Below are 12,378 nucleotides of genomic sequence, written 5' to 3'. Positions count from 1 at the left end.
GGCGGCGACGCCAGGCTAGGCCGAGCGTCCGTCAGCCGCCGGCGGGTCAACCCGCTCGGACTGCACCGGCTGAGCTGCCGCGGGCGGGGCCACAGGGATGTTCGGATTGCCGTCGTTCTGCAGTTCGCGGACCTCAGACTTGAAGATTCGCAACGACTTGCCCAGCGAACGTGCCGCGTCGGGAAGCCTCTTGGCGCCGAACAAAACGACCACCAGGACCGCGATGATCGCCAAGTGGCCCGGAGTTAGAGCGTTCACCTTTAATTACCTCCAGACGTCCCCACGATGCTACCGCGCCGCAGCCTGGTAGGACTCCAGCGCGGCCGCGGCGGCCTCGCACACCCGGATGGCCAGCGACTCCGGCGCCAGGACTCCAACCGCCGACCCCAAACCCAGCACCTGGCGGGCCAGCCACTCTTCGGAGGCATACGTCATTGCCGCCTCGCAATAGCCGCCGGGCAGCTCGCGGAGCAGACGCATCGGGTAATACTCGAACATCCACGCCGCCGCCGGCGCCAGCCGCAGCGTCGCCGACGGCAGCGATGGGTCGGCGTCGAACAACGAGGTGTCCGGTTGTGCCTGGACCGCGGGCCCCGGCGCCGCCGAAGGCTCGTCAAGCACGATGGCATCGACGATGCGGTCGAACCGGAACAGCCGCACCCCTTCCGCCTCTCGCGACCATGCCTCCAGGTAGCTGTGGTCGCCGACCAGCACGATCCGGATCGGGTCGACGATCCGGGTGGTCAGCGTGTCGTGCGAGGCCGCGTAGTAGTCCATGCTCAGCGCCCGATTGGCACGGACCGCGGCGCGCACCGCCGCGGCAGCCTGATTCTCGACGGGCGCGGGCTCGTCGACCGCAGCGAAGTCAGCTCCGCGTCCGGCGGCTCCGGCCGCCGCTTCGATTTTGGCGATCGCGCTACGGGCGGCCCGCGGATCGACCACACCCGGGATCTCGGCCAGCGCTCGCAGCGCCACCAGTAGGCCGGTGGCCTCCGGCGAGGTCAGCTGCAGCGGCGTGTCCATGCCCGCCGAGAACGTCACCTCAACGGTGTCGCCCTCGAATGCGAAGTCGATCAAATCGCCCGGGCTGTAGCCCGGCAAGCCGCACAGCCACAACTGATCGAGGTCCTCACCCAACTGCTTGACGGAAACACCCAGGTCAGCGGCGGCTTGCGCGCGGGTCACCCGGGGGTTGGCCTGAAAATACGGCACCATGTTGAGCAACCGCACCAGGCGAGTCGACACCGGGCTCATGAGCGCCACTCGTCCCCGGCGTGGGCGCGTAACCGGCCCAGCACCTCGTCGCGCAAGCTCGACGGTTCCAGGACGACGGCGTCGGCGCCATAACCGGTGACTTCGCGCGCCAGCCGGTCGGTGGTTCCGATATCAAGTTCGATGACTTCCCCGTCGCGCCCGGCCAATTGCTGCGGCCCCAGCGATGTCCCGGCGCGCCGCAGCGCAGTGGCCCGCCCGTCGGCCACCCAGATCTGCGCCCGCACGCCCGACGGCGCCTCTCCGACCGCCTCGGCGACGATCCTGCGCAGGTCTACGCTTGCCGGCCGGGTAAAAGCGCCGACCGGGCCGATCGGTGTCACCTCGCCGCCGATCCGCGACAGCCGGAAGGTGCGGGTGGCGCCGCGATCACGGTCGTGCCCGACGAGATACCAGCGGCCCTTCTCGGTGACCACGCCCCACGGCTCGACGGTGCGCACGGTGTAGGGCTCGGCGCGTGAGGGTCGGTGCGGAAATTGCACGGCCTGCGCGGAGTCGACAGCCGACAGCAACGCTCCGAGAACATCTTCTGAACCGCGCAGTCCCAGAGTCCCTGCCGGCGAGGCGATCGCGACCGGCGCATCCGGGTCGACGTCCACCCCCGCGGCCCGCAGCTTGAGCAGCGCGCCCTGGGTGGCGGTGATCAGCTCCGGCGACTCCCACAGCTGGGTCGCGACGGCAACGGCGGCCGCCTCGTCGGCGGTCAGCTCGACGGCGGGCAGCGCATAGGCGTCGCGGTCGATGCGGTAACCCTCGACCGGATCGAGCGACGACACCTTGCCGGTCTCCAGCGGGATGCCCAGATCTCGCAGCTCGTTCTTGTCGCGCTCGAACATTCGCGAGAACGCTTCGTCGCTGGCGGTGTGGGAGTAGCCCGCCACGCTGGCCCGAATTTTTTCGGCGGCGATAAAGCCGCGGGTGGACAGTAGCGCGATGACAAGGTTCATCAATCGCTCGACTTTAGAAATCGCCATCGGACTTAGCCTAATGGCCAGACTCCTCCTCGCCCCGCTTCGCGGGCCGCATCGTGGTGGGGCGGGTTTGGCGTTACATGCTGGCGATCAGCCGCTTGACCCGCTCGTCGACCGACCGGAACGGGTCTTTGCACAACACCGTGCGCTGGGCCTGGTCGTTGAGTTTGAGATGCACCCAGTCGACGGTGAAGTCGCGGCCGGCCGCCTGGGCGGCACTGATGAACTCGCCACGCAGCCGCGCGCGGGTGGTCTGCGGCGGCTGGTCGACGGCGTCGTCGATTTCTTCGTCGGTGGTGATGCGCGACGCCAGGCCCTTGCGTTGCAGCAGCTCGAAGACGCCGCGGCCACGCTTGATGTCGTGGTATGCCAGATCTAGTTGGGCGATCTTCGGGTCGGACAACTCCATGTCATAGCGGTCCTGATAGCGCTGGAACAACTTGCGCTTGATCACCCAATCGATTTCGGTGTCGACCTTGGCGAAGTCCTGGCTTTCCACGGCGTCGAGCTGGCGGCCCCACAAGTCGACGACCTGCTCGATCTGCGCATCGGGCTCGCGGGTTTGCAGGTGCTCGACGGCGCGCGTGTAGTACTCCCGTTGGATGTCCAGGGCGCTGGCCTGACGCCCGTCGGCAAGCCGCACCGGCCGCCGACCGGTTACGTCGTGGCTGACCTCGCGGATCGCCCGGATCGGGTTGTCAAGTGAGAAGTCGCGGAACGCCACGCCCGCTTCGATCATTTCCAGTACCAGCGCTGCGCTGCCCACCTTGAGCATCGTGGTGGTCTCGCACATGTTGGAGTCGCCGACGATGACGTGCAGACGGCGGTACTTCTCGGCGTCGGCATGGGGTTCGTCGCGGGTGTTAATAATAGGACGGGATCGGGTCGTCGCACTGGAGACGCCTTCCCAGATGTGCTCGGCACGCTGCGAAAGGCAGAGCGCGGCGGCCTTCGGGGTCTGCAGCACCTTGCCTGCGCCACAGATGAGCTGGCGGGTGACCAGGAACGGTAGCAGCACATCGGAGATGCGCGAGAACTCGCCCGCACGCACGATCAGGTAGTTCTCATGGCAGCCGTAGGAGTTGCCTGCCGAGTCGGTGTTGTTCTTGAACAGGTAGATGTCGCCGCCGATGCCCTCGTCGGCGAGCCGCTGTTCGGCATCGACGAGCAGGTCTTCCAGCACCCGCTCGCCGGCACGGTCGTGGGTGACCAGCTGCACCAGGCTGTCGCATTCCGCGGTGGCATATTCCGGATGACTACCCACGTCGAGGTACAGCCGTGCGCCGTTGCGCAGGAAAACATTGGAGCTGCGCCCCCAGGAGACCACCCGGCGAAACAGGTAGCGGGCTACCTCGTCGGGCGACAGGCGACGATGACCGTGAAAAGTGCACGTGACACCGAATTCGGTCTCGATGCCCATAATGCGGCGCTGCACAATTCGAGGGTACCGGGTCTGCGGGTACGACGATGGCACGGCTCGCCGATGAGAGGGCGCACGCAGCTCTAGAAGGTGCCATCAGGGCGCTGCTGATCAGACCAGCCAGTCTAGAAAGTTTTCAGCAAATGATGTTTTTTCCAAAGACATTTCAAGTTCGACGCATGGGTGAGCCCGGCCGGGTAGGGCACTGTGGTCGACATCGCAGAGCTCGGCGGCCCGAACACAAACACAGCCCGGGAACCGACACGTCATGTCGCGACAGCGGATGAACCGCTCCAACCCGGTCGACGGGCGGTAACCCGGCTCCGGTTCGGCCGCGCCGGGATGACTCACGGGCACGACCGTGGCACCGCCGCGGATCAACTCCGCCAGCGACCCAAACCGCAAACTGTGGACAACCCGCCAACTGTGGATATGTTGCAGTCCCGCCCGTGAACCGGCGTCAGGACTCGGCAGGGGCGGGCGCCTCGCCGAAGCGGCTCAGTGCCAGCGTGGCGACCACCGCTATGACGAATCCGGCGACGACCATCCAACTCAGGCCCGCGCGGGTCCGGTCACCGAGCCACTCCACGCCGATGAGCGCGGGGCCGACAGTTTCGCCCACCACCATCCCGGCGACGGCGGTGGTCACCGACCCGCGGCTCAACGCGGAGGTCAGCAGCAAAAATCCGGCCACTCCCCCGGCGATCAGCGCGTACACCGCGGGGTTGGTGTAGAAATCGGCCTTGGTCGGATCGATCGGATCGATCAGGCGGACGGCGATCTCGACCACCCCGAAGCCGCCGCCGGCGCCCAATCCCAGGATCAGTGCCCGCGACCGATCGCCCAGCCGGCCTGCCGCCGCGCCGGCGATGAACACCACGGTGACCACCACCGGCAGCGCCCACCGCAGCCCCGACGGCCCGGGCTGCGAACCTTCGGGGCCGGCGGCAAGGCCGAGCATGGCAAGACTTGCGCACACCACCCCCACCGCCACCCATTCCACTGTTGTCAACCGCACCGACAGCAGGCAGGCGGCCACGATCGCGGTGACCGCCAGCGAAGCCGCGATCGCCGCGGCCACGACGTAAATCGGCACCAGGCGCAGCGCCGCCACCTGCAACCCAAAGCCGAGAGCGTCTAGCCCGATGCCCGCGATGTAGCGCCACTGGCGCAGCGCTCGCAACAGCAATACCGCGTCCACTCCGGAGTCGCTGCCGGCGTCCACCGAGCGGGTGGCCTCGGCCTGCAACGCCGTCGCCGTGCCGTAACACAGCGAGCAGCCCAATGCGAGCAGCAAGCCGATCAGCATGCAACCGTGCCTATTTCGACGACTTCTCTGCCGCGCCGTTATCCGCTTCGGAGCCGGTCTGTTTCGGCAGCAACCCCTCCAGCGCCGGGCCGGTGATTCGCCGGAAGGCGCGCCGCGGCCGGTTGGCGTCGAGGATCGCCACCTCCAGCGTCGAGACGCCGAGGGTGGGCTCATCGCCGCCGGTGGCGCGACCGGCCTGCAGCGCGTTCACCGCGATTTGCACCGCGTCGGCCAGATTCGCGTTCTCGGCGTAGGAGCCCTTCAGTGCGGTGGCGATCGGCTCCGTCGTCCCGCCCATCACCACGAAATGCGGCTCGTCGTTGATCGACCCGTCGTAGGTGATCCGGTACAGCTCAGGCGGTTTGGTCTCGCCGTGGTGAGCTACCTCGGCCACGCACAGCTCGACCTCGTACGGCTTGGCCTGCTCGGTGAAGATGGCGCCCAGCGCTTGGGCGTATGCGTTGGCCAACTGCCGGCCGGTGACGTCACGGCGGTCGTAGGCGTAGCCGCGGGTGTCGGCAAATTGGATCCCGCTGCGGCGCAGGTTGTCGAACTCGTTGTACTTGCCCGCGGCCGCGAACCCGACGCGATCGTAGAGCTCGCTGATCTTCTGCAGTGAACGCGACGGATTCTCCGCGACGAACAGCACGCCCCCGGCGTAGGCCAGCGCCACCACACTTTTGGCCCGCGCGATGCCCTTGCGCGCAAGCTCGCTGCGCTCGCGCATCGCCTGCTCGGGCGAAATAAAGTACGGAAAACTCATGAGTCACTTCCGGTGCCCTCGGCATCCGGGCCGAAAGTATCTGCGCGGGAACGTCTTTGGATCACCTCACGGGCCAGCTCGGCGATCCGCCGCTCGGGAACGTTGGCCGCGCCGTCGGCGCCGATGGTGACTGCGGTCGGGTAGATGCCGCGGACCACGTCGGGACCCCCGGTGGCCGAATCATCGTCGGCCGCGTCGTAGAGCGCCTCGATAGCAACCCGCAACCCGGAATCAGCGTCGGTCACCTGCGAATACAGCTTCTTCATCGACGATTTGGCGAAAATCGAACCCGAGCCGACCGACTGGTAGCCCTCCTCTTCCAGGTTCCAGCCTCCGGCGGCGTCGAAGGAGACGATGCGGCCGGCCTTCTCCGGGTCAGGGTCGTCGATATCGAAACCGGCGAGCAGCGGCAGCGCCACCAAGCCCTGCAACGCGGCGCCGAGATTGCCGCGGACCATGATCGCCAGCCGATTCACCTTGCCGGCGAAGGTCAGCGGCACACCTTCCAGCTTCTCGTAATGCTCGAGTTCGACGGCGTAGAGGCGGGCGAATTCGACCGCGATGGCCGCGGTGCCGGCCATCCCGGTCGCGGTGTAGTCGTCGGTGATGTACACCTTCTGCACATCGCGCCCTGCGATCATGTTGCCCTGTGTGGAGCGCCGGTCGCCGGCGATGACGACGCCGCCGGGATGCTTCAGCGCGACGATGGTCGTTCCGTGCGGCAGCTGAGAACTGAGCGCCCCGGGCTCCGCGTTGCCGACACCCGCGGGCAGCAGCTCGGGGGCCTCACGGCGCAAGAAGTCCGAGAATGATGAAAGACCGCCAAAAGCGGTTCCGGGAAGTGCTGAGTGGGTGGCCAGGCGATCGCGAAACGGCCAGGTCACTGGCCGCCCTTTTGGACGTATGCGCGGACGAAGTCTTCGGCGTTCTCTTCCAGAACATCGTCGATCTCGTCGAGCAGGTCGTCGGTCTCCTCGGTCAGCTTTTCGCGACGCTCCTGGCCCGCGGCCGTGCCGGCGGTGAGGTCGTCGTCATCGCCGCCGCCACCGCCGCGCTTGGTCTGCTCCTGAGCCATCGCTGCCTCCTGCATCATCATCGGCCGTGAAACACGCCCGTCGGTTTCTCCACCCTACCGGTCATTACCGCTAAGGCTCCGGCTAAAGCCCCATGTCCGGCTGCTCAAGTGGTCAGTTGCTCCACCAGTTCGGCCGCGCTGTTGACCGAATCCAGCAGCGCTCCGACGTGCGCCTTGCTGCCGCGCAGCGGCTCGAGCGTCGGGATGCGCACCAGCGAGTCGCCGCCCAGGTCGAAGATCACCGAATCCCAGCTCGCCGCGGCGATGTCCGCGGCGAAGCGGCGCAGACATTCGCCGCGGAAGTAGGCCCGGGTGTCCGTCGGCGGGTTGTCGACAGCGCTGAGGACCTGCTGTTCGGTGACCAGACGCTGCATCGAACCGCGCGCCACCAGCCGGTTGTAGAGGCCCTTGTCCAGCCGGACATCGGAGTATTGCAGATCGACCAGGTGCAGCCGCGGGGCCGACCAGCTCAGGTTCTCCCGCTGCCGGAAACCCTCCAGCAGCCGCAGCTTGGCCGGCCAGTCCAGCAGCTCGGCACACTCCATCGGGTCGCGCTCGAGTTGATCCAGCACATGGGCCCACGTCTGGACGACATCGGCGGCCCGCGCGTCGTGGTCGCGGCCGTCGACCAGCTTTGCCACCCGATCCAGATAAATGCGCTGCAGTGCAAGGGCGGTCAATTCTCGACCGTCGGCCAGCGCGACCGTCGCGCGCAGCGAGGGGTCGCGGCTGATCGCGTGCACCGCATGCACCGGGCGGGCCAACGCCAGGTCGGTCAGGTCGATGCCGTGCGCCGGGCCCTCTTCGATCAGGTCGAGCACCAGGGCGGTCGAGCCCAGCTTGAGATACGTCGACGTCTCGGCGAGGTTGGCGTCGCCGATGATGACGTGCAGACGCCGATAGCGGTCTGCGTCGGCGTGCGGCTCGTCGCGGGTGTTGATGATGCCGCGTTTGAGGGTGGTCTCCAGCCCGACCTCGACCTCGATGTAGTCGGCGCGCTGGGAAAGTTGAAAGCCGGCCTCGTCCCCGGCGGGCCCGATGCCGACCCGCCCGGAGCCGGTGATCACCTGGCGGGACACCAGGAACGGCGTCAGCCCGACGATGACGGCCTGAAACCGTGTCTGTCGGCTCATCAGATAGTTCTCGTGCGACCCGTAGGAAGCGCCCTTGCCGTCGACGTTGTTCTTGTAGAGCTGCAGCTTGGCCGCACCTGGCACGCTGGCCACGTGGCGGGCGGCGGCTTCCATCACCCGCTCGCCGGCCTTGTCCCAGATCACCGCGTCCAGCGGGTCGGTGCATTCCGGCGCCGAGTATTCCGGGTGCGCGTGGTCGACGTAGAGCCGCGCGCCGTTGGTCAAGATCATGTTGGCGGCACCGACCTCGTCGGCGTCGACAACAGGTGGTGGCCCGGCCGAGCGGCTCAGGTCGAATCCGCGGGCATCGCGCAGCGGCGATTCCACCTCGTAGTCCCACCGGGTGCGCTTGGCGCGCTGAATGCCCGCGGCGGCAGCGTAGGCCAAAACCGCCTGGGTCGAGGTGAGAATCGGGTTGGCAGTCGGGTCCGAGGGCGACGAGATGCCGTACTCGACCTCCGTCCCGATAATCCGTTGCATGCCTATAGCCTAGGCTCAGCGACGAGGCGGGCCGGGTGCGGCCCGCCGAGGAGCGAGCCAATCAAACCGGGGCTCAGCGACGAGGCGGGCCGGGTGCGGCCCGAGGAAACGAACGGGTGAATTCGTCCTTAACCCGGATCTACCGCACGGGATACGGCATTGACGCAGGTGAAAGAAGTGATTACTTTCACCGTGGTGTCCACCGATGCGCTACGCGACCCCACGACCGGCCTGTCCGGAAAACGCTACGGCGAGGTCCTTCTCGTGACGCCGGGCGAGGCGGGACCGCAAGCCGCCGTGTACAACACCTATCCGCTCAACGACTGTCCGGCAGAGCTGTGGTCGAAGCTCGACCCGCAACTAATCGCGACCGAAAACGGAGCTGCCACAGCGCTTCTCAACGGTCCGCGGTACTGGTTGATGAACGGCATCGAAAAGGCGCAACAGGGCCCGCGGATCATCAAAAAGTTCGGCGGGATCGACATGCAGCTGCAGGCCACGGTCTTGCTGACCGCGATGAACCCCGCGCCCTACACCGCAAATCAGGTCAACCGGCACACCGTTTTCACGTATGGCGCCGGTGAAGAGGTCTACGAACTGCAAGATCCCGCGTTTCGTCGCTGGGTGATGCAGACCTGGAGCCAAATTGTCGATCCCAACCTGACGCGGGCCGACCTGCCGAAGCTCGGTGAGCGATTGAACTTGCCGGAGGGATGGACCTACCAGACACGGGTGCTGGACATCCCGTTGCGCATCGACACCGCCACCCGCGCTGCGCTGGTTCTGCAGGACGACCTGACCAACAGCTATTCGCTGATAACCGATTGATCGTGACTTCACTCAAGACTTAAGCCACTGCGACGTCGCCCGGCGTGTCGTGTGCGTGGTTTAAGTGTCGCGGCGCCGCCTGAGAGCGGCCCGCGTCTTACAGGTACTGGCCGAGGTTCGACTCGGTGTCAATAGCCCGGCTGGCACTCGACGACTTACCGGTTACCAGCGTGCGGATGTAGACGATCCGCTCACCCTTCTTGCCCGAGATCCGCGCCCAGTCATCGGGATTGGTGGTGTTCGGCAGATCCTCGTTCTCGGCGAACTCGTCGATGATCGAGTCTAGCAGGTGCTGGATGCGCAGACCCGGCTGACCGGTCTCCAACACCGACTTGATCGCGTTCTTCTTCGCCCGGTCGACGACGTTCTGGATCATCGCACCGGAGTTGAAGTCCTTGAAGTACATGACTTCTTTGTCACCGTTGGCGTAGGTGACCTCCAGGAACCGGTTGTCGTCGATCTCCGCGTACATCCGGTCGACGACCTTCTCGATCATCGCCTTGATGCACAGCGAGCGGTCGCCGCCGAATTCTGCCAAATCGTCGGCGTGCACGGGCAGTGCATCGGTGAGGTACTTGGAGAAGATGTCCTGCGCCGACTCGGCGTCCGGTCGCTCGATCTTAATTTTGACGTCGAGGCGCCCAGGCCGCAGGATCGCCGGGTCGATCATGTCCTCGCGGTTGGACGCACCGATCACGATGACGTTCTCCAGGCCCTCCACGCCGTCGATCTCGCTCAGCAGCTGTGGCACGACCGTTGTCTCGACGTCGGAAGAAACTCCGGTACCGCGGGTGCGGAAGATCGAGTCCATTTCGTCAAAGAACACGATCACCGGCGTGCCTTCGGACGCCTTCTCGCGGGCCCGCTGGAAAATCACCCGGATGTGACGTTCGGTCTCCCCGACGAACTTGTTCAGCAGCTCCGGACCCTTGATGTTCAAGAAATACGACTTGGCTTCGCGCGCGTCGTCGCCGCGAACCTCGGCCATCTTCTTGGCCAACGAGTTAGCGACGGCCTTGGCAATCAACGTCTTACCGCAACCGGGCGGGCCGTAGAGCAGCACACCTTTGGGTGGCCGCAGCGCATATTCTCGGTACAGCTCCTTGTGCAGGAACGGCAACTCCACGGCGTCGCGGATCTGCTCGATCTGCCGGCCCAACCCGCCGATGTCGTTGTAGGTGACGGCGGGCACCTCTTCCAAGACCAGGTCCTCGACTTCGGCCTTGGGAATACGCTCGAACGCATACCCGGCCTTGGCGTCGACCAGTAGCGAGTCACCGGGGCGCAGCTTGCGAGGCCGCTGGTCGTCGCTGAGGGCGTCGGGGTGGCCATCGGGCAGATCCTCGGCGACCAGTGGCTCGGCGAGCCATACGATGCGCTCCTCGTCGGCGTGCCCGACGACCAGTGCCCGGTGTCCGTCGCCCAGAATCTCGCGCAGCGTGGAGATCTCGCCAACCGATTCGTAGTTGCCCGCCTCGACGACAGTTAAAGCCTCGTTGAGCCGAACTGTCTGTCCCTTGCTCAAGGACTTGACGTCGACGTTGGGTGAGCAAGTCAAGCGCATCTTGCGTCCCGAAGTGAACACGTCGATGGTGTCGTCGTCGTGGGTGGCCAGCAGCACGCCGTAGCCGCTCGGCGGCTGACCGAGCCGGTCAACCTCTTCGCGCAGCGCCAGCAGTTGCTGCCGGGCTTCCTTGAGCGTTTCCATCAGCTTGGAATTCCGCGCCGCGAGCGAATCGATCCGCGCCTCAAGCTGGTGAATATCGCGGGGGCTGCGTCCGGCACTCTGCGTTGCGACAGCATTCTCGAGTTGCTCGCGCAGTATCGCCGCCTCGCGCCGCAGCTCCTCGAGCTCGGCCGCGTCCTCGCTGGACAGGTCCGGTTCGCGAGGGCTACCGAACGTTTCGCGCTCTGACTCACCCATGATGCGCTCCTTTCCCGCTCCCGAATGTGGTGCGGCGAACACATCAACGCTACCGGCGATTTCCAATTCATGCGGGAACTCGAAATGGGGCACACTGGCATCAGCGTTAACATCTCGTTGAGTCGGCCTGATCGAGAGGACTTTCGTGACCCTGAAATCCCTTGCCACGGGCGTGGCGGCTATTGCGGCAATCGGCGCCGCGGCCGCTGATGTGACCTGCGTTGCATCTGTTACGGCCACGTTGCCTGCGGTTGCGCCGGTGGTTTTCAGTGCGCCGCTGCCGCTGGACCCGGTACCGCCCGGCGCCGATTTGCCCACTCTCGACGTGTTGATCGGCCTGCTCAACAGCCTGCAGGATCCGAGCGTGCCGTTCGCCAGTAAGAGCAACCTGGTCGAGGGCGGGGTCGGCGGGGTCGAGGGCCACTACGCCGACAAGAAGCTGCAGCAGGCCGCGGCCCGCGGCAGCCTGCCGTTGACGTTCAACATCACCAATATCGCCCCCGCCGGTCCGGCCGCAGCATCGGCCAGTGTCACGGCTTCGGGTCCGCACTTGGCCCCCACAACCGAGAACATCACGTTCGTCGACCAAGGCGGCTGGAAGCTGTCGCGCACCTCGGCAATGACGCTGATCAAATCCGTGCAGTCGGCGGGCGGCTGACAGCTGCTGGATGGGCCGCCACCTCACCGCAGTCCTGCGCACCGCAATGATTATGGGGACGGTTGGGCTGTCGGGGTGCTCGGGCGATGAGCACCGCGCGTCCCCGGACACCGTGCCGCCGCCGGCGCTGACGTCGACGGCGGTTGCGCAGGTCGCTCCGCTGCCGCGGCCCGATGCCCTGGCCGACGTGCTGTACCGGCTGGCCGATCCGTCGGTGCCCGGCAGCCAGAAGCTGAGCCTGGTCCAAGGTGCCGGCCCCGACAACGCTGCCGTGCTCGACCAGTTCGCCATGGCACTGCTGGGCGGCGGCTTCGCGCCTACGACGTTCGATGTGCGAGACGTCGCATGGTCAGACCGGGATCCGGCAGATGTGATGGCCAACGTGAACATCAGCTCACCCAATCGCGGCGTGCCCACGTTCTCCTTCCCGATGGAATTCACGCCATACCAAGGTGGTTGGCAGCTGTCGGCGCGAACTGCCTACGTGCTGCTGGCTTTCGGGACCGATCGGCTCGCGCCTCCGGCGTCGACACCAGGACACTGAC

The 12,378-nt window shown here is 66.2% G+C and carries 13 protein-coding genes and 1 pseudogene; 3 read left to right on the top strand and 11 right to left on the bottom strand.

The annotated features are described in order from the left end of the window. Positions 1-15: 15 nt before the first annotated feature. From tatA to dop, 10 genes and pseudogenes are all read right to left on the bottom strand, one after another. Positions 16-258 (bottom strand): Sec-independent protein translocase subunit TatA, encoded by a 243-nt coding sequence (tatA, locus tag M5I08_RS13260; RefSeq protein WP_219067747.1) that lies wholly within the window; start codon positions 256-258, stop codon positions 16-18. A 30-nt stretch (positions 259-288) separates the two neighbouring features. Beyond that, the gene (locus tag M5I08_RS13255) at positions 289-1,254 is read right to left on the bottom strand and encodes a helix-turn-helix transcriptional regulator (RefSeq protein ID WP_219067746.1); all 966 of its coding nucleotides are present in this window, start codon (positions 1,252-1,254) and stop codon (positions 289-291) included. After that, positions 1,251-2,246, bottom strand: a complete 996-nt coding sequence (locus M5I08_RS13250) for a helix-turn-helix transcriptional regulator (RefSeq protein WP_219067745.1) — start codon at positions 2,244-2,246, stop codon at positions 1,251-1,253. Before M5I08_RS13250 ends, M5I08_RS13255 begins: the two co-directional genes overlap by 4 nt. A gap of 73 nt (positions 2,247-2,319) precedes the next feature. Next, entirely contained in the window at positions 2,320-3,678 is a 1,359-nt protein-coding gene (gene pafA, locus M5I08_RS13245; RefSeq protein WP_219067744.1) for a Pup--protein ligase, read from the bottom strand. Between the two features lie 113 nt (positions 3,679-3,791). Beyond that, positions 3,792-4,053 (bottom strand): annotated as a pseudogene (locus M5I08_RS13240) (HNH endonuclease signature motif containing protein); the annotation flags it as partial. 70 nt (positions 4,054-4,123) lie between these two features. Then, a complete protein-coding gene (locus M5I08_RS13235) occupies positions 4,124-4,972 on the bottom strand; it encodes a DMT family transporter (RefSeq protein ID WP_219067743.1) in 849 nt (282 codons plus the stop codon). 10 nt (positions 4,973-4,982) lie between these two features. Beyond that, positions 4,983-5,735 carry a proteasome subunit alpha gene (prcA, locus tag M5I08_RS13230; protein ID WP_219067742.1) on the bottom strand — a complete coding sequence of 251 codons (753 nt, stop codon included), beginning with the start codon at positions 5,733-5,735 and terminating at the stop codon, positions 4,983-4,985. After that, complete coding sequence (gene prcB, locus M5I08_RS13225) at positions 5,732-6,619, bottom strand: proteasome subunit beta (RefSeq protein WP_219067741.1); 888 nt, start codon at positions 6,617-6,619, stop codon at positions 5,732-5,734. The genes prcA and prcB overlap by 4 nt, the downstream gene beginning before the upstream one ends. Beyond that, the gene (locus tag M5I08_RS13220; protein ID WP_219067740.1) at positions 6,616-6,810 is read right to left on the bottom strand and encodes a ubiquitin-like protein Pup; all 195 of its coding nucleotides are present in this window, start codon (positions 6,808-6,810) and stop codon (positions 6,616-6,618) included. Before M5I08_RS13220 ends, prcB begins: the two co-directional genes overlap by 4 nt. 104 nt (positions 6,811-6,914) lie before the next feature. Further along, positions 6,915-8,423, bottom strand: coding sequence for a pup deamidase/depupylase (gene dop, locus M5I08_RS13215; protein WP_219067739.1), 1,509 nt, complete (start codon positions 8,421-8,423; stop codon positions 6,915-6,917). Between the two features lie 195 nt (positions 8,424-8,618). Between dop and M5I08_RS13210 the strand changes: the two genes are divergently transcribed. After that, positions 8,619-9,251: a hypothetical protein gene (locus M5I08_RS13210; protein WP_219067781.1), complete on the top strand. Its 633-nt coding sequence runs from the start codon at positions 8,619-8,621 to the stop codon at positions 9,249-9,251. Between the two features lie 97 nt (positions 9,252-9,348). On the opposite strand, the gene arc is transcribed toward M5I08_RS13210, so the two are convergent. Beyond that, entirely contained in the window at positions 9,349-11,175 is a 1,827-nt protein-coding gene (gene arc / locus M5I08_RS13205; protein ID WP_219067738.1) for a proteasome ATPase, read from the bottom strand. 145 nt (positions 11,176-11,320) lie between these two features. Between arc and M5I08_RS13200 the strand changes: the two genes are divergently transcribed. Next, positions 11,321-11,833: an MTB12 family secreted protein gene (locus M5I08_RS13200; RefSeq protein WP_219067737.1), complete on the top strand. Its 513-nt coding sequence runs from the start codon at positions 11,321-11,323 to the stop codon at positions 11,831-11,833. A 10-nt stretch (positions 11,834-11,843) separates the two neighbouring features. Further along, complete coding sequence (lppK, locus tag M5I08_RS13195) at positions 11,844-12,377, top strand: lipoprotein LppK (RefSeq protein WP_219067736.1); 534 nt, start codon at positions 11,844-11,846, stop codon at positions 12,375-12,377. Position 12,378: the final 1 nt, after the last annotated feature.

Origin of the sequence: Candidatus Mycobacterium methanotrophicum (assembly GCF_023515995.1) — a bacterium.
In the GTDB taxonomy this organism is placed as follows: Bacteria; Actinomycetota; Actinomycetes; order Mycobacteriales; family Mycobacteriaceae; genus Mycobacterium; species Mycobacterium methanotrophicum.
Note: the sequence above shows the minus strand (reverse complement) of the source record. Positions and strands in the feature narration are given on the sequence as shown.